Origin of the sequence: Tenacibaculum sp. 190524A02b (assembly GCF_964036645.1) — a bacterium.
Taxonomy (GTDB): domain Bacteria; phylum Bacteroidota; class Bacteroidia; order Flavobacteriales; family Flavobacteriaceae; genus Polaribacter; species Polaribacter vairaonense.
This window is the reverse complement of record NZ_OZ038525.1, coordinates 3,904,348-3,923,400: the sequence shown is the minus strand read 5'-3', so window position 1 is coordinate 3,923,400 and position 19,053 is coordinate 3,904,348. Positions and strand designations below refer to the sequence as shown.

The window sequence follows — 19,053 nt, the reverse complement described above, 5'->3', positions numbered from 1 at the left end:
TTTAAAATATTTTTTCTTAGTTATTAATAATCCAAGAGATATAATATAACTGACCTATTCTTCCTGCACCAGGAGCAACCATGTACTCTTCTCCAAACAAATTAGTTCCTCCAACTTTAAACACAGATTTAAAACTAGGTATACGATAATTTAATTGTGCATCAATCACTGTCCTTGCATCAATATCTCCTTTTACATAAGGAGACACCCATCTATATTTATCTGTCCATCTTGCATTAATGTTAAATCCAAAGTTTTTAAACAATTTATCATTTCCAAATTGAACTTTAGCTGTATGCTTAGGTGTATTAAAGTTAGGTTCAAATAAACCTAAATCTAAATCTTCGTACCTATAATCAATAAAATTATAGTTTACACCAATATCAAAATTTCTAAATAATTTAGTATGCATACCTATCCCAAAACCAAATGATTCTACTTCTGATTTTGCATTTGTTATTAAGTTGAATTCACGAACATGACCATTATTAAATGCTATGTTTGCAACTGGATCTAATACTACTACATTATCAATTGCAAATGCCCCTTGATTTGCAGGTAAAGCTAACTCTGCATCTGTCAATTTTTTAGTACCGTTAGGATAAACAGTTCCATAATTAGGTACAACAACATCTTGGAAGAAAACAAAATCTTTATGCTGGCTATAAAAAGCATTGATATCTAAATCTAAATTTGTATTGTTATTTAAACGAAGTATACTTCTATAACCTGTTTCAAAAGTTTTTACACTTTCAGGTTTTATTTCAGTATAATCAGACTTTAAATAAGTTTGTGAATCATATACTGATTTAGTTAACAAAGCATTATTTATAATTTCATCTCCAGTAGTTGTACTTGCAAAGAAGTCATTTAAAAGAGGAATAAAATCTACATTATTATACTGAATTCTATCTAAATTATCTTTAGTAGCTCCAACATTTGTCTTAACCCCTGCATTTAAAAATAAATACTGTTCCTGGATAGTTGGGTTTCTAAAACCTGTTTGATAAGATGCTCTTAAAATATGCCCCTTATCTTCTCCTAAAGCATAATTTACAGCAAATCTTGGTGAATAGTTACCTTCAAAGTTTTGAGATTTATCATAACGTAAAGAAGTAGTTATTTTAAGTCTTTCATCTAAAAACTTCTTTTGAATCTGTCCATATACACCATATTCATTTATTTTAATAGACTCATTAGCGTCATTAAAAATAGTTCCTTGTGAATCTGGATTATATTGTCTGAAAGAACCTCCTACTTGAATATCAGCCCAATCATTTACTAAACTAGCAAAATTGTAATTTCCATCAGCATGTATGTACGAACTTCTATCATAAATCTTAGATCCTCCTTCAGTTATTTTAGTACTTGTAATTGTATTAAAAGCATTTTGGAAGGCTTCCGTTCCTGGAGTTAATCTATTCGCATCTGCAACTCTTCTTGCACCTACTATACTCCCAATGCTTCCTGTTTTTACTAATTCATTGAAGTAACTGTTTAACCATACTCCAAAAGGCGTTGATGCTTCATTTAAAGCAATACCCGTAGTAGTTAAATCATAACTATTCCCAGCATCATTTCTTGTATAATAAACCCTCGCGTAGAAGTTATCTCCTTTAACTTCAAACTTTGATTGACCTATATAATAATTACGTTGTGCGTACCTACTTGTACCTTGGAAAAGATTATCTCCCATAGCTAATCTTGTAGCTAAAATAATCTCTAAAGACTCATCTTGAAAAGGCCTAAAATGTAACGACCCAGAAAATTTTAAATTATTAGATTCATAACTTTCTAAAAGTTCTCTTTCTCTATATCCTGTTCTTCTAATTAAGCTTCCTGCAGGAAATGCGTTACTAAAGAAAGATAAATCACTAAAAATTTCATCTCCATAAGTATTTACTCCATCATAATTAGGTGTAGAATTTATATCTCCATTAGTAATTTCATTCGTATCAACCTCTCTATTTCTATAGTCATTAGCGTGCCATTCTTCAGCTTCAAAATAAGACAAGTTTGCCTTAGCAGCAAAATACTCGTTAAATTTATATGCCATACGTATAGTAGCATCATAAAACGGGTTCGTTCCTGCTGCATTTTGGTTTGTAACACCACTCTTTAGTAACACACTAATACCAGTAAAATCAAATGGGCTTTTAGTATTCATTAGCATAATACCATTATAAGCATTTGCTCCATATAAAGCTGACGATGCTCCTGGTAATATCTCCACACTATGGATGTCTAATTCAGAAATCCCTCCTAAGTTCCCTGGGCTAAAGTTTAAAGCTGGAGCGGCAGTATCCATACCATCTACTAATTGTACAAATCTAGAATTACTAAAGTCAGAAAAACCTCTAGTGTTAACAGACTTAAAACCATAACTACCTTCTCTTGACTGAATACCTTTTAAATTAGTTAATCCATCATAAAATGAATTAGAGGTATTTCTCTTTATATCATTTATTCCAAAACGCTCAACAGTTACTGGCGATTCAATAATACGTTCAGGTATTCTCGAAGCAGAAATAATTACCTGATCTAATAAAATATTTTCTTTAAGAATTACATTTACTTTTTTTTCTAAAGAAGTAATTATTACTTTTTCCGTTTTATAACCAAATGCTGACACCGTAATTGTTTGCGGTAATACATCACTAGTTAAAACAATTGAAAACTCTCCATCTGTATTAGATGCAGTGTAGTTTTTACCATGAGTAACTTTTGCACCATAAAATGGCTCTAAATACTCATCATAAACTAATCCGTTAATTTTTACTTGCGCATAACTAGTAAGCATACACAACGTAAAAACAATCATTGCTAATTGTCTTTTTAACATTTTTTTGTAAAGTTTAAATTATAATATATAGGGGTTTTATTCCTCGAGAGAGAAATTAATGGGGAATCCATATTTAACAGACACTGGCTTACCTTCCTTTCTTGCGGGCTTAAAATGTGGAAGTTTAGTTACTACTCTTCTAGCCTCTTCATTCAGAATTTCACCATTATCAGGACCTAAAGTTTTAATGTTTCTTACATATCCATTTTTATCAATAATAAAACGTACCCATACTTCTCCTTCTATCTGATCACGAACAGCTTCACCAGGATAACGGAAATGTTTTTGAATATGACTTACCATTTCTTCATTAAAACAATCTATTCTTTCATCTTTTTTAGCACTGATACACTTAGAAAAAGCTGGTATTTTATCTACTGTACTAAATCTAGATGCCTTTCTAACTTCTTCTTTAGAAAGCTTAGCTTTTAAGCTTGCTATGTTGTCTTTAAAATCTTTGTTTTTGTTTATTTTAGAAGAAGATGCTACTTTAGCTTCTTTTATATCACTCTTAACTTCACTAGAAGTTGCTATAGAAGAAACTCCAGAAGTACTTAAACTACCTACTCCTGAAACAGCTTGTTTTTTTGCGGCTCTCTTTTTTAAGAAGCGTCTACTAGCAGAAACCTTTACTGTAATCTGTCTAGTTTTCTTATCTTTTCCGTTCTTTGAAGGTTTAATAGTACACTTAGTTATACTATTTAAATCCAAAGCGTCTTCTTCAGGTGTTGCACATACTTCTTGTGCTGTTATGTTACACACTGAGAAAATCATTATTACTATTAACGAAAGTATCTTATTCATACTAAGGGGATTAATTAATAATTAATTTTATTTGTTAAATAGTAGTTTGATAGTTATAATTGGCGCGCAAATGTACGATTTTTTTTTCAAAAAAAATGTTTTTCAAAAAAAAAGTGGTTAAAACCACTTTTTATCTGTTATATATTAAACATCTTAACTATTAATCATTTATTGTCCAAGACAAATAATACAAAGAACCTATATTACCTGAGCCTGGCGCAACAACGTATTCATTCTGAGTTAAATTAGTTCCTCCTAATTTAAATCTTGATTTCATAACTGGTACTCTATAATTTATTTGAGCATCTAATACCGTTCTTTGATCCACCATACTATTTATAAAACTTGACTGCCATAAAAACTCATTTTGCCAGCGAGCACTAATATTAAATCCAAAATTTTTGAACAAATTTGGATTACCAAACATTAACTTCACTTGATGCTCAGGAGTATTAAAACCAGGATTAAAATTTGGATCTGATTCTTCATCAAAAATCATTTTGGATAATGTGTAATTTAAACCAATATTAAATGTTTTTAACACTTTTGTATTTAACCCTAAACCAACACCATATGAACTAACTTCTGCTAAAGAGTTAGTATTTAATACGAACTCTGTTAAATCACCATTTGCAAATGCACTCTGCGCTTCTAAATTAGGCAACCCATTTACTATTTTACCGTAATTAGGTACTATAACATTCTTAAAAGCTACAAAATCATCATATTGATTGTAATACGCATTTATATCTAATTCTAATAAGTTTTTATCGGTTAAACCAATAATACTCCTATAACCTATTTCATAAGAAGCTACTTTCTCTGGTTTTATTGGAGCTACATTTGCCTGTATTGGAGTTCCGTTAATAACAGAAGAACTCAAAAAAGCATTACTAAATGCATCTCGTCCTGTTAGTGTGGTTACACTTCCATTATTATTATTTATAGTTGTAGAAAATCTATCTAAATTCTCATCAGCTGTTCCTAAAATAAATCTATTAGCACCTGTTCTTAACCCAAAATACTGTTCAGTAATACTAGGATTCCTAAAACCTGTTTGATAAGAAGCTCTTAACACATGGTCATTACCTTCTCCTAAAGAATAATTTAATGCAATCCTTGGAGAAAAGTTACCTTCAAAATTCTTAGATTTATCATAGCGAATTGATCCTGTAAACTTTAATTTATCTTCTAAAAACTTTTTTTGTAATTGAGCATAAGCTCCATAATTATCAAACCTAATTCTACTAAACTTATCTGTAAATAAAGTTCCGTTAGAGTTTACATTATGAATTCTATACGAACCTCCTATTTGAACCTCACCCCATTTAATTATGTCTCTAAAATTATAATTGGCGTCAGCATGATAAAATGATGTTTGATCTATTAAAGCTGCTCCACCTTCATCAATAGGCTTATTAATTACTTGATTAAGTAAATTTTCATATTGATTAGATCCAGAAACTGGTCTATTAGCATCAGCAAAATCTCTAGCAGCAACGTGGTTAAAACCAGAAGCTATATATCTATTTAAATATTCTCCAAACCATTGTATAGAAGGTTTGATTAACTCATTCATCGCAATACCAGCAAATCGAAGATCGTAACTATTACCTGAATCATTTCCTGTATAATAACCTCTTAAAAAGAAATTCTTTCCTAAGAACTCTAATTTATATTGTTGAACAAAATAATTTTTTTGAGAAAACCTATTAGTACCTTGATATACATTATTTCCTCTTGACACTCTAGCATTTAAAACAATCTCCAAATCCTCATCTCCCCAAGGTCTATAATGTAACGCTCCATCAAATTTAACATTTTCTCCTCCGTAATCAGCTATGTCTTTTTCTTCAAAACCAGTTCTAGTTATTCTTTGGTCTGGATCTGGCAATAACCCAATTACTTGTGGTACTCCACCTAATTCAGCAATTTGCCTTAAAGAAAAAGCAAAATCATCGCCATACACATTAAGCCCATCATACCCAGGGTTACTTCGTGTTCCTGTTATAATCTCACCACCAGGTCCAGTTGTATTAGCTAAACTATTTGCATGCCATTCTTCTGCTCTAAAATAAGTTAGATTAGCCTTTGCTGCTAATTTATTACTAAACCTATGAGCCATTCTAATACCTACATCGTAAAACGAATTATTACCTGCTTGCTCTTGAGATGTATATCCGCCTTTTATGTAAGTACTAATACCATCATAATCAAAAGGATTTTTACTTCTCATTAATAAAATACCATTAAAAGCATTTGCACCATATAATGCAGATGAAGCTCCTGGCAGAATTTCAATATCTCTAACATCCAATTCAGAAAGACCTACTATATTTCCAGCTGAAAAATTTAAAGCTGGTATTGACGTTTCTACACCATCAACTAATTGAACAAAACGTGTATTGTCAAATGTAGAAAACCCTCTTGAATTCACCGATTTAAAACCATAATTAGCTTCACGAGATTCGATTCCTTTTAAATTTACTAATCCATCATAAAAAGAAGCTGAAGAGTTTCTTTTAATATCAGAAATCCCCATTCTTTCAATAGTTACTGGCGATTCAATTACTCTTTCAGGCGATCTAGAAGCAGATATTACAACTTCGTCTAACGAAGTATTTTCCTTTAATACAATGTTAATCTCTTGATCTTTTGAAGTTATTTCTAGGCTTTCTGTTTTATATCCAAATGCGGTTACTTGAATAGTAAAAGGAAAAGCCTGTTCTGTCTTCAAAGAAAAACTACCGTCACTTCCAGAAGTAACATTAGTATCTAGTGTTTTAATTTTTGCATTAGAAAAAGGTTCTAAATATTCATCATAAACGTTACCTGTTATGGATATTTGAGCATTTACTATAGCAAAAGAAACCATAAAAAGAATGGTTAATAGTATTTTTTTTCCCATAAAGTTTTGGTTGAAAAGTTAATTTTTGATTTTTGTTCTAAGTATGAAATTTATTTATTCGATAGATAATAATGATACATTTTACTTATTCTTTTTGATTTTACGAAAGAATAAACTAAGCCCAAAGAAAGATACTAAAAAAATTAAAACCCAAATTATAATAACCCCTAATTAATGGATTAAAACAAAATTAAATAATGAAATGTTATAGATAACTATTCATCTAAAGAAAAGGTAATAGGAAAACCATATTTAACAGCTACACGCTTACCATCTTTTCTCGCTGGTTTAAACTTAGGTAGGTACGCAACTACTCTTTTTGCCTCATTATTTAAAATCTTACCATTTTTAGGCCCTAATGTTTTTATATTTCTAACCTCTCCATTTTTATCAATGATAAAACGAACCCAAACCTCGCCTTGGATTAAATCTTTTACAGCTTGACTAGGATATTTAAAATACTTTTGTATATGTTTTACCATCTCCTCATTAAAACAACCAGCTCTATCCTTGCTTTTTACACTACTACATGCTTCAAAAGCAGGAATTCTATCTACAGCACTAAATTTAGAAGCCATTCTAACTTCTTCAGCAGATAACTTATTTTTAACGTCTTCTATGTTACTTTTTAGTGCTAATGAACCATCTATACTTGTGCTTTCATTAGAACTACTTATACCTGAACCGTTAATTCTCCCTAATGTGTTTGCATTCTGTTTTCTAGCTACTTCTCTTTTCTTTAAATATCTTTTACTTGCAGAAACTTTAACAGCTATTTGTCTTGTCTTTTTATCTTTACCATTCTTCGATGGCTTGATAGTGCATTTTGTGATACTATTAAGATCAGAAGAAGCTTCATCTGGAGACTCACAAACTTTTTGAGAGAATAAGTTGGTAGTAACAAGCATTACTCCAACTATTAGTAGGAATGTTTTTTTCATAATTGGGGGTGTTTAATTATTTCTAAAATAAATTAACTCTTAAGGTTAGTCGATTCATTTTAAACAAAATAACAAACAAATGTAATAAAAAATTATTAAACTACTAAAAACCACTCTTCAAAATAAGAATTTAGCAACCTTTAGTCTAAAAGTAAAAGAGGATTTATTCTAAATTTTGAAGATTAAAACTTATAGGAAATTTATAAGTTACATTAATACTTTTGCTATCCTGTTTCCCTGGTTCAAAAACCGGAAGTAACGAAACAATCCTTACTGCTTCTTCTTTTAAAACATCAGTATTTTCTGGGCCTTCAGCCATAATATCTTTAATTGAACCATTACTTGTTATTACAAAACTCACCCAAATATCCCCTTCAATTTTCTTCTTTATTGCTTTTGCTGGGTATTCAATATTATCCATTAAATGCTTTTGCATTTCATAATTAAAACAATCAACATCATCTAATCCTCCATCTGCACAAGAATGAAACATTGGTATTACATCAACAGTATCAAACGAAAAAGTATTATTTTCTTTTTCTATTCTTTTATTTAATTCAATTATTTTCTCTTTCAAATCTCTCATAGTAACATCTGGGCTATTTACAGCTTCAACAGCAGTAACATCTCCAGAATGAAGTTCACTTACAGCTTTCACCTCTTCATTGGCAAACAACTTCCTCTTATGATGTCCTCTGTTTGATATCACAGTTATTTTTAAAGGATTTTTTGCGTTTTTGGATTTTTCAACTGTAACTGTACACTTCTTTATATCTGAAATAGAGTTAAGGTCTTCAACTCCATCTCTACTTGAAGTACACACTTCTTGAGAAAAGGTTAAATGGGATATTAATATAAAAAGTATAGTTAGTCTTCTCATCATATGATTATTTGCATCCTAAAGCAACTAATCGGTATAACTCACAAATAAAATTTAATTTCCTTTATGCAATTACAACGAAACCTTTTTGTTATAAAAAAAGTTACTAGAAGGACAAATTAAATATTTAGGTGTTTGATTTTAAGAAAACTCTTATACTGTAGTTTTTTACTTCATCATGAACATAAGTTCTTGTTTTTGAGAGGATATGTCTTTTTTTCATTTTAGAGGGGGATTAAAATGTTAAACTATTTTAAAGGGACTTAAAAGTAATAAAAAAAATACAATTAAGCAATATTAAATATATTTATTTTTATTCATCTTGATATAAGAAATCATTATAAGGAAAACGTTGAACATGAATATTTCTTACTTCACTATACACTTTCTCTTTAAATTCTTCTAAATTACTTTTATTGATTGCGGATATAAATATACTTTCTTTTTGCATATCATTCATCCAAGTTTTCTTCCAATCATCTAATGTATAATGTGCTTTTGTTTTTTCAGTAATCATATCATCTTCATCTATTGTTTCATGTTGGTAAGCATCAATTTTATTAAAAACCATAAGCGTTGGTTTATCGACACTTTTTATTTCATCCAATATTTTGTTTACAGATGAAATATGATCTTCAAAATTAGGATGAGAAATATCTACAACATGTAATAACAAATCTGCTTCACGAACTTCATCCAAAGTAGATTTAAAAGACTCTACTAATTGTGTTGGTAATTTTCTGATAAACCCTACAGTATCTGTCATTAAAAAAGGAATATTTTTAATAACCACCTTTCTTACAGTTGTATCAAGAGTAGCAAATAACTTATTTTCTGCAAAAACGTCACTTTTACTTACTACGTTCATTAAGGTTGACTTACCTACATTTGTATACCCAACCAAAGCCACGCGAACCATTTTACCTCTATTCTTTCGCTGGACAGCCATTTGCTTATCAATAGTTACCAACTTCTTTTTTAACAAAGTAATCTTATCTCTAATAATACGACGGTCTGTTTCTATTTCTGTCTCACCTGGCCCACGCATTCCAATACCTCCTTTTTGTTTATCAAGATGCGTCCACATTCTAGTTAATCTAGGCAACAAATATTCATATTGAGCAAGTTCTACCTGTTTTTTTGCAGAACTAGTTTGCGCTCTATTTGCAAAAATATCAAGTATCAAATTTGTCCTATCAAGAATCTTACAATTTAATATTCTTTCTATGTTTCTTAATTGAGCTGGCGATAATTCATCATCGAAAATAGCTGTACCAATATTGTGTGTTTCAATATATGCTTTTACATCATCCAACTTCCCAGTTCCTAAAAATGTTTTAGGATTAGGTTTTTCTAACTTTTGAACAAATCGCTTTACAGCAACTCCTCCAGCAGTAGAAGTTAAAAACTCCAATTCATCTAAATATTCTTCTGACTGATTTTCATCTTGGTTTTGGGTTATAATACCTATTAGAACCGCTTTCTCTGAAATTGCCTTACGTGTTTCTATCATACAAGTGCAAAAGTACAAATTTCTTATCTTTACACTATGTTTGCTTTAGTTGATTGTAACAATTTTTATGCTTCCTGTGAACGCGTATTTAACCCTAACTTACTTAACAAACCTGTTGTAATTTTAAGTAACAACGACGGTTGTGTTATTTCTCGTAGTGATGAAGCTAAAAAATTTATCCCAATGGGAGCTCCGGCTTTTAAATTTAAGCAAGAGTTTAAAAAACATAATATAGATGTGTTATCATCTAATTATCCTTTATATGGTGATATGAGCGAACGCGTTATGAATATTCTATATCAATTTACACCTGATGTAGAAGTATATTCTATAGATGAAGCTTTCTTAGAGTTCAAAGGTTTTGATCATATTAATTTTGAAAACTACGGTATTGAAATAAGGAATAGAATTAACCAATGGGTTGGAATACCTACTTGTGTTGGCATTGCCCCAACCAAATCCTTGAGTAAAGTTGCTAATAAAATAGCCAGGAAGTTTCCTCAAAAAACAAATGGAGTTTATATTATAGATTCTGAAGAAAAAAGACTAAAAGCATTAAAATGGACACCAATAGAAAAAGTATGGGGAATAGGTCATAGATTACAAAAAAGATTAAAAGTCAAAGGCTGCACTAAAGCTATTGATTTTGTAGAATTAAATAGCGAATGGGTTAGAAAAAACTTCTCTATTACTGAATGGAAACTTCAACAAGATTTAAAAGGCATTTCTAAATTGAATTTAGATGAAAATACTTCTAAAAAAGCAATAGCAACTACGAGAAGTTTTGAATCTACTTTTTCGAACATTAATGATATTAAAGAACGTGTTTCAACCTTTGCCATTTCATGTGCTGAAAAATTAAGAAAACAACACTCTTGTTGCTATATGATTATAGTTACACTTAGCAGCAATAGATATCAAAACAATATTGATAGATATAAGGCTAGTAAAACAATTGTTCTTTCAACCCCAACCAACTCTTCATTAGTTATTAGTAAGCAATCCGTTAAGGCTGTTGAAACTATTTTTAAAAAAGGAGTTAAATTTAAAAGAGCAGGTGTTATTGTTACAGGATTAGTTCCTAATAATAACTATCAATTACATCTATTTGAAAAAGAACCTAAAAAACATGTTCATTTAATGAAAGCTATTGATAAGGTAAATAAAAAATATAAGTCTGATAAAATAAAACTAGCAAGACAAGATTTAAAACGTACTTGGAAAATGAAACAAGAGCACCTTTCTCCAAAATACACTACAAATATTAATGAAATAATTAAAGTAAAATAAATCTGTAAAAAATATACAATGTCAAAATCATTAATCTTTTTTTCTCCAAAAACATCAAAACAAAAAGGTAGTTTATTTATTGATACAGGCATTTCTGCTGGCTTTCCTTCTCCTGCTGATGATTTTAAAGAAACCAGAATTTCTTTAGATGAAGAGTTTATAAAAAACAAAGAAGCTACATTTTTTGCACGTGTTAGTGGGCAATCAATGATTGGTGCTGGCTTAGATGATAATGATTTATTAATTATTGATAGAAGTATTACTCCTGAAAACAATAAAATAGCTGTTTGTTTTTTAGATGGAGAATTTACAGTAAAGCGCTTACGTGTGGAAGGACAAAAAGTATGGCTACAACCTGAAAACCCAGACTATCCTATCATAGAAATTACCGAAGAAAATAATTTTATAATTTGGGGTGTTGTAACAAATGTTATTAAAAAAGTGTAAAATAAAAAACCTCGCTTTTTAGCGAGGTTCTTAATTACACACAACTAAAAAGTTAGTTTTTAACTATTGTTAAAGGCATCTTATATACCTTTAAAGATGTATTTAATTTCTTATATACCTTTTTATAGTTAAGCTTACTTTTAATGTAGCTACAAACCTCTGGGCTTGCGCAATCTATTTCTAATATCACTACTTCTCCTTTTTTATTTATTAAAAAGTCAACAGTAGTTTTTACTTCTTCCTTAATTGTAAGATTAACTCTACCTAATAACTTTACAATTTTAGTTCTAATTTCGTCTTTTACTGGGATTTCATTGTTAGCAAATGTTGATAAACTCATCATTACTACAGTTACAAATAATACTAGCTTTCTCATTTTTTTAGTTTTTACTGATTAAAGGGTTATATTTTGTTTTTATTTTACGATGTAAAAGTACTGTAACACAAACTATTAATCACAAAACGAAATGTTATCTTAAGTTATTTTTTACGTTACACAATGCCTTACAAAGCAAATAGTTACAAAAAATTAACATTGATTAATTAATAAAATTCTTTTCATATTTTCGTTATTATAGAAGCTAGACTATTTTAATTTTAACTATTTCACATTTAATTTAAAAAAATTAATAAAACCTTTTCAAAATCTAATGTTAGTATTATGTTTATTCTTTTATAATCCTCTAAAAAAAATATAGATTTTTATATAAGTATGCCTAACGAAATAAGAAAAAAAACGATCACTATTGCTTGTTATAATGTTGAAAATCTTTTTGATACTTTGAACGACCCTTTAACACTTGATAATGAATTTACCCCTAAAGGCAAAAAGAAATGGTGCAATAGAAGATATAAACAAAAAATAAAAAAAATTAGCTCTGTAATTTCAATCATAGGCACCAATTATTCAGCATATTCTCCTGCTATTATTGGCCTAGTTGAAATAGAAAACAAAAAAGTACTCCATGATTTAGTTAGACATAATAATCTTTTAAAACAAAATTACAGCTATATTCACCATAATTCATCTGATAAAAGAGGAATCGATGTTGCATTACTATATAAAAACAGATTATTTACTCCTCTATCTTCTAAAACCTACCCTATAATTATAAATGAAGATTCTAAAACAAACGAGAAAACTAGAGATTTATTAGTTGTTGAAGGTATTCTTAATGGAGATTTAGTTCATATATTGATTAATCATTGGCCTTCAAGAAAAGATAAAAACCTAATTTCTAAACACAAACGAATTGCAGCAGCAAAGAAGGTTCAAAATATAATTAACTCAATAAAACTAAAAGATAAGGTCAATTCAAAGTTTATTATTATGGGAGATTTTAATGACGACCCGTCAAGTGAAAGTGTCGAAAAACATTTGGTTACCAAAGATTTTCATAACCCCATGAGTGAATTACACTCTAACAATAATGGAACGCTAACTTTTAATGGAAACTGGCATTTATTTGACCAAATAATAATTTCCAAAAGCTTTTTTAAAACTGAAAGTAGCTTGGCTTTTATAAAAGCAGGTATATTTAAAAAGCCTTGGATGAAAATTCATAAAGGAAAATACAAAGGAAGCCCATTCAGAACTTTTATAGGGCCATGGTATAAAGGTGGTTTTTCAGACCACTTTCCTGTTTATATAGTTCTGAGACAAAAAGAAAAAAACTCAGGAAAGCCCTGAGTTTTTTAAAAATATTTTTCCAAAAGTAAAAATCTTTACTCTACTGTAACTGATTTTGCTAAATTTCTCGGTTGATCTACATTTTTCCCTAACATCACAGCTATATGATAAGACAGCAACTGTAAAGGAATTGTAGTTAACAAAGGAGTAAAAGCCTCCTCAGTATCAGGAATCTCTATTACATGATCGGCTATTTCTTTCACTGTTACATCACCTTCAGTAACAATTGCTACAATTTTACCACTTCTAGATTTAATTTCCTGAATATTACTTACTACCTTTTCATAGTGCCCTTTGTTAGTAGCAATAACAAAAACAGGCATATTCTCATCTATTAAAGCTATAGGACCATGTTTCATTTCAGCCGCAGGATATCCTTCTGCATGAATGTATGAAATCTCTTTTAACTTTAAAGCTCCTTCAAGTGCTACAGGGAAATTAAACCCTCTTCCTAAGTACAAACAATTACTAGCCTCCATATAAACAGATGCAATATGCTTTACCAAACTATCTATTTCTAAAAGCTTTTCCACCTGAGCAGGTATTTGTTGTAACGCCTGTAAATAATTGTTTACTGCAGAAACAGACAAAGTTCCTTTAGCTTGCGCTAATTTTAAAGCTATTAAAGAAAGTACAGTAATTTGGGTTGTAAAAGCTTTAGTAGATGCAACACCAATCTCAGGACCTGCATGGGTATAAGCACCCGCATGGGTTTCTCTAGCAATAGAAGAACCAACTACATTACATACTCCAAAAACAAAAGCTCCTTTTGATTTTGCTAATTTAATAGCCGCTAAGGTATCTGCAGTCTCTCCTGATTGAGATATAGCTATTACAATATCATTTGGTGTAATAATAGGGTTTCTATACCTAAACTCAGAAGCATATTCAACTTCTACTGGTATTCTTGCCATATCTTCAAAAAGATACTCTCCTACCAATCCTGCATGCCAAGAAGTACCACAAGCAACAATAATAATTCTATTAGCATTTAAAAACTTAGGCATATTATCATCAACACCAGCCATACGAATAATTCCTTCATTAGGTAACATTCTTCCTCTATATGTATCTGTAATAGCTTTAGGTTGTTCATAAATCTCCTTTAACATAAAGTGATCATAACCTCCTTTTTCTATTTGCTCTAAACTTAATTGTAATTCTTGAATATTAGCATCTACCTCTTTATCATTATCAATCTTCCTAACCTTTATACCTTTATCCTTTTTAATAATAGCTAATTCTCCATCCTCTAAATAAATAGCATTTTTAGTAAACTCAATAAAAGGTGAAGCATCAGAAGCTACAAAAAACTCTTCATTATTCTTACCTACACCAATAGCTATTGGGCTTCCTAATCTAGCAACAACTAATTCATTTGGCTTTGTTTTATCAAATACTGCAATTGCATAAGCTCCAATAACATTTGTAAGTGCTAATTGCACCGCTTTTCCTAATTTACAGTCCTCATTTTTCTTAACCTCCTCTATTAGATTAATTAAAACTTCTGTATCGGTATCACTTTTGAACTCGTAACCTCTTCCTATTAATTCTTTTTTTATCGTATCATAATTCTCAATAATACCATTATGAACAATAACTAAGTTTCCTGATTGTGAAAAGTGAGGGTGTGAGTTTGTATCATTAGGCACCCCATGAGTAGCCCATCTAGTATGTCCAATACCAATTCTACCCTTTTTACGTTCTTCTTCTTTATTTGTTATAACCTCTAGGTCTGAGACTTTACCTTTTGTTTTAGACAAATGCATCTGACTACCATCATACATCATAATCCCAGCACTGTCGTAACCTCTGTACTCTAAACGTTTTAAACCATTAATAACTATAGGATAAGCATCTCTATAACCTATATAACCTGTAATACCACACATGTCAATTCTTTATTTTTTTTCTGAATATGAAATTTTTAGCACTGCTCTTTTTTCCCCATTTGATGACTCATTCTCATTTAACAATGTAACTCCTCTAGGGTTCCAATTGTAACCTTTTACATTAACATCCACAACTCTATTAGCTTTATTGGGATTATCTGTAGGGTTATTATAAACTTTTAAAACAAGGGGTGAAAAATTTGTAGTAGACTTATCTAATAAATCTGATATGTAGCGGGTAATTCTAAACGTATATTTTTCTGGTAAATTATCTGTTACATCTATGTTACCTCCATAGGTGCCTGATTCAAAGTAAGAATCAGAAATATGAGTAGGTTTACTATCTGTAAAACCGTGTAGTAACAATCTTTGAGGCACTATATTTTTATCTGTATTAACTGTTTGATTTATATAAAATGATAAAGTAGCATCATTTACTAACAACCCATACTCTCCTCCATTAGTATTTCTAATATTTGCCAATTCTTTTAAATCTAAATAACCGTTATTATCAGCATCTTGATCTTCATGCTTCAATAAAGTATTATTAGGGTCATTTTGTTTTAGTTTAACTAAGTTAACTCCCAAAACTTCTATTTCAACTGAAGAACCAGCAGTTCCTTGTACTGAAAAATTATCAGCAGGAACAGCTACTGTTGCAGGAGACATTTTATAAATACTATTACTAACTCCTCTTAATGGAAATGAGAATTTTGTGGGAACTGTATCTTTATAAGTCAATGCAGCATCATCCGTTTTCTTCTCTGTTCTGGTAATTGTATAGAAGAAATCCATACTGGCAGACTCGCCTGTACCAGCAAAACTTAACGGTACCGCAACACCATCAGTGCCTTCTGCTTTCACAACAATACCTTTAAAAAACTCATTAAAAACCTGTGAATTTGCAAATTCAGGATCACTAAATTTGTCCCAAAACATAGTTTTCATTTTATCTTTATCTAGTGTTATTGCTAAAAAAGGCGCTTTACTTATTAATTTCTCTTCACTCTCAAAGGTTCTACCATCGCTATAACTTCTTGTTATAGTAATCATAGTATCAACAGCCTTAGGTATAAAAGAAAAGTTTGCATCTTCACTTAACAAATCAACTTCTGTATACGAATAATCATGATTCGATAAAAAAGTATTTTGTTGTGTAGGGTTTCCTGGATCTAAAGCATTTAAAAAAGTATTATTCCTATAAACCTTAACATTAGTAGCTAAATTAGGATTACCTAACACAGAGTCTAACCTAAATTTTGGCTTACCATCACTCTCTTTACCAATACTTGTAGCCGTATAAGGTAATTTTAAAATAACTTTATCTAAAACAAAAGCCGAATCAATTTCATCCTTCTTTTCTGCTGCTTTAGTGTCACTTGTTTTTAAACTACTAGGCAAACCCAATTGACTTACAAAAGAAGCTTCCATAGTTTTATAATTACCACTTTTATAAACACCTAACCAGTATTCTGAAATAGTAGCTCCTATATTATCTGCTCTAACATTTTCAATATCTTTTGGAGTAATTTTCAACTCTAAATCTATTTGATTCGTGTTGAATTTTGTGTTTTTTACTACACCAGATCCAATATCATTAAAATCTTTTTCACATGAGCTCACTAGAGCTAAACAAAATAGGCTAATACCTATAACACCAATTTTTCTAATCATTCCTTTAATTATTCGCTTAATTCTAAAACGTTTTCTTTATAAAATTCTAAATACGCTTCTGTTAAAGTTTCTTCAGATTGAAATTCTAAAACTTTTACATCATTACCTTCTATAAAGTTTTCAATTTCTTCAGGAAGCTCTTCACTTCCCTTAACTATTGCATCTGAGTTTTCAATAGCGCTTTTTAGTATATTTATATGATTTGGTGTTTCAAATATGCTTGCTTGTGCCTCGTTAATTTTATCAAAACGAACTTTATTTGACAATTCATTATTCAATTCACCTTCAAAACCATTATTATATAGCGAAGTTACTATCTTACTTTCGTTAAACAATGGTTCTTCTTTATAAAATTCTCTTAAATAAAGTGGCAATAAAGAAGCCATCCATCCGTGAACATGAATAATATCTGGCGCCCAATTTAATTTCTTAACTGTCTCAACAACACCTTTCGCAAAGAAAATCATACGCTCATCATTGTCATTAAACAGCTTATCGTCTTCATCTGAATACACAGCTTTTCGCTTAAAATATTCATCATTATCAATAAAGTAAACTTGCATTCTTTCTTTCGGAATTGAAGCTACTTTAATGATTAAAGGCATATCCATATCATTAATGATTAGATTCATCCCTGATAAACGAATTACTTCATGCAGTTGATGCCTTCGCTCATTAATCACCCCGTAACGAGGCATAAAAATACGTGTTTGAACTCCTTTAGAATGTGCTTGTTTAGCTACATTAAATGCGGTAGACGATAATTCTGTTTCTGGTAAATATGGTATTACTTCCGAAGAAACATATAATATTCTCTTATCCTTCATTAAATCGAACTCTTTTATAAAGACGCAAAACTACGAATTTTTATGCTAAAATCGTGTTAAATTGCTAATTTTGCACACATTTCAATGATAAACCAATGAATATTTTTCATAAAAAAAAGGAAATTATAGCCTTTTTAACCCAACAAAAATCAAAAAAAAAATCTATTGGGTTTGTTCCTACTATGGGTGCTCTTCATAAAGGTCACCTATCTCTTATTGAACAAGCACAAAAGAAGAATGATATTGTTGTAGTTAGCATTTTTGTTAACCCTACACAATTTGATAACAAAGAAGATTTAGTGAAATACCCTAAAACTTTAGGGAAAGATATTGAGCTTTTAGAAAGCATTAACTGTAATATTTTATTTGCTCCTACTGTGGAAGAAATATATCAGGATAATATAACATCAGAAAAATTTGATTTTGATGGCTTAGAGGATCAAATGGAAGGGAAATTTAGAGATGGTCATTTTGATGGAGTTGGCACTATTGTGAAAACACTTTTTGAAATTGTTACTCCTGATAAAGCTTATTTTGGTAAAAAAGATTTTCAACAACTACAAATTATTAAAAAGTTAGTAGAAAAACATAATTTACCTGTAAAAATAAAAGGAAGGCCTATTTTTAGAGAAGAAGATGGTTTAGCTATGAGTTCAAGAAATGCAAGATTAACCAAAGAACATAGACAAATTGCTCCGTTTATATATAAAACCTTAAAAAAAGCTAAGAAAAAATTTGGCATGAAAAATGCTGAAGAGTTAACGCAATGGGTTGTGAAACAATTCAAAAAACAACCTTTATTAGAGTTAGAATACTTTACAATTGCAGATGAAGAAACCTTAGAAACCCCAAGAATTATTAAGCCAAACAAAAAATACCGCGCTTTTATTGCAGTTTTTGCTGGTGAAATCCGTTTAATTGATAATATTGGGTTATCATAAATTCATCTTAAAATACAATATTAATCATTAAAAAACAACTATTTTTGCCGTATGTTAGTCCAAGTTGTAAAATCTAAAATCCACCGTGTAAAAGTTACTGGTGCCGATTTAAACTATATAGGAAGTATTACCATTGATGAAGATTTAATGGATGCTGCAGGTATTATTGAAGGTGAACGTGTTCAAATTGTGAATAACAACAATGGTGAGCGTTTAGAAACTTATGCTATTCCGGGTCCAAGAGGAAGTGGAGAAATAACACTTAATGGAGCTGCTGCAAGAAGAGTTCAAAAAGGCGATATTTTAATACTAATTGTATATGCTTTTATGGAATTAGAAGAAGCTAAAAACTTCAAACCTAAACTAGTATTCCCTAACGAAGCTGATAACACATTAACTTAGTT

At 30.2% G+C, this 19,053-nt stretch carries 15 protein-coding genes; 5 read left to right on the top strand and 10 right to left on the bottom strand.

From position 1 onward, the window contains the following. Positions 1-16: 16 nt before the first annotated feature. The 6 genes from ABNT65_RS15650 to hflX form a co-directional block, all read right to left on the bottom strand. Complete coding sequence (locus ABNT65_RS15650) at positions 17-2,842, bottom strand: TonB-dependent receptor plug domain-containing protein (protein WP_348746259.1); 2,826 nt, start codon at positions 2,840-2,842, stop codon at positions 17-19. 36 nt (positions 2,843-2,878) lie between these two features. After that, positions 2,879-3,646 (bottom strand): energy transducer TonB, encoded by a 768-nt coding sequence (locus tag ABNT65_RS15645; RefSeq protein ID WP_348705128.1) that lies wholly within the window; start codon positions 3,644-3,646, stop codon positions 2,879-2,881. Positions 3,647-3,806: 160 nt separating this feature from the next. Beyond that, positions 3,807-6,554, bottom strand: a complete 2,748-nt coding sequence (locus ABNT65_RS15640; RefSeq protein WP_348746258.1) for a TonB-dependent receptor domain-containing protein — start codon at positions 6,552-6,554, stop codon at positions 3,807-3,809. Between the two features lie 215 nt (positions 6,555-6,769). Beyond that, on the bottom strand, positions 6,770-7,495 hold the full coding sequence (locus ABNT65_RS15635) for an energy transducer TonB (RefSeq protein ID WP_348705123.1): 726 nt from the start codon (positions 7,493-7,495) through the stop codon (positions 6,770-6,772). A 163-nt stretch (positions 7,496-7,658) separates the two neighbouring features. Beyond that, positions 7,659-8,378 (bottom strand): energy transducer TonB, encoded by a 720-nt coding sequence (locus ABNT65_RS15630; protein ID WP_348705121.1) that lies wholly within the window; start codon positions 8,376-8,378, stop codon positions 7,659-7,661. A 310-nt stretch (positions 8,379-8,688) separates the two neighbouring features. Then, positions 8,689-9,888, bottom strand: coding sequence for a GTPase HflX (hflX, locus tag ABNT65_RS15625; protein ID WP_348746257.1), 1,200 nt, complete (start codon positions 9,886-9,888; stop codon positions 8,689-8,691). Between the two features lie 36 nt (positions 9,889-9,924). On the opposite strand from hflX, the gene ABNT65_RS15620 reads away from it, so the two are divergent. Together ABNT65_RS15620 and ABNT65_RS15615 are read left to right on the top strand one after the other, a co-directional pair. Further along, positions 9,925-11,178 (top strand): Y-family DNA polymerase, encoded by a 1,254-nt coding sequence (locus ABNT65_RS15620; protein ID WP_348746256.1) that lies wholly within the window; start codon positions 9,925-9,927, stop codon positions 11,176-11,178. A gap of 18 nt (positions 11,179-11,196) precedes the next feature. Next, positions 11,197-11,625, top strand: coding sequence for a translesion error-prone DNA polymerase V autoproteolytic subunit (locus ABNT65_RS15615; RefSeq protein ID WP_348705112.1), 429 nt, complete (start codon positions 11,197-11,199; stop codon positions 11,623-11,625). Between the two features lie 52 nt (positions 11,626-11,677). Here ABNT65_RS15615 and ABNT65_RS15610 read toward each other — a convergent pair whose 3' ends face one another. Beyond that, a complete protein-coding gene (locus ABNT65_RS15610) occupies positions 11,678-12,001 on the bottom strand; it encodes a hypothetical protein (protein ID WP_348746255.1) in 324 nt (107 codons plus the stop codon). 336 nt (positions 12,002-12,337) lie between these two features. Between ABNT65_RS15610 and ABNT65_RS15605 the strand changes: the two genes are divergently transcribed. Then, positions 12,338-13,315, top strand: coding sequence for an endonuclease/exonuclease/phosphatase family protein (locus ABNT65_RS15605; RefSeq protein ID WP_348746254.1), 978 nt, complete (start codon positions 12,338-12,340; stop codon positions 13,313-13,315). A 35-nt stretch (positions 13,316-13,350) separates the two neighbouring features. On the opposite strand, the gene glmS is transcribed toward ABNT65_RS15605, so the two are convergent. The 3 genes from glmS to ABNT65_RS15590 are packed head-to-tail and all read right to left on the bottom strand — an operon-like array spanning position 13,351 to position 17,708. Further along, positions 13,351-15,207: a glutamine--fructose-6-phosphate transaminase (isomerizing) gene (gene glmS, locus ABNT65_RS15600; RefSeq protein ID WP_348738736.1), complete on the bottom strand. Its 1,857-nt coding sequence runs from the start codon at positions 15,205-15,207 to the stop codon at positions 13,351-13,353. Between the two features lie 9 nt (positions 15,208-15,216). Then, complete coding sequence (locus ABNT65_RS15595) at positions 15,217-16,881, bottom strand: DUF4270 family protein (RefSeq protein ID WP_348738737.1); 1,665 nt, start codon at positions 16,879-16,881, stop codon at positions 15,217-15,219. An 8-nt stretch (positions 16,882-16,889) separates the two neighbouring features. Further along, on the bottom strand, positions 16,890-17,708 hold the full coding sequence (locus tag ABNT65_RS15590) for a glycogen/starch synthase (RefSeq protein WP_348705100.1): 819 nt from the start codon (positions 17,706-17,708) through the stop codon (positions 16,890-16,892). A gap of 95 nt (positions 17,709-17,803) precedes the next feature. Here ABNT65_RS15590 and panC point away from each other — a divergent pair, with 95 nt between their 5' ends. After that, positions 17,804-18,649 carry a pantoate--beta-alanine ligase gene (gene panC / locus ABNT65_RS15585; RefSeq protein ID WP_348705097.1) on the top strand — a complete coding sequence of 282 codons (846 nt, stop codon included), beginning with the start codon at positions 17,804-17,806 and terminating at the stop codon, positions 18,647-18,649. 51 nt (positions 18,650-18,700) lie between these two features. Next, positions 18,701-19,051, top strand: a complete 351-nt coding sequence (gene panD, locus ABNT65_RS15580; protein WP_348705094.1) for an aspartate 1-decarboxylase — start codon at positions 18,701-18,703, stop codon at positions 19,049-19,051. Positions 19,052-19,053 lie beyond the last annotated feature (2 nt).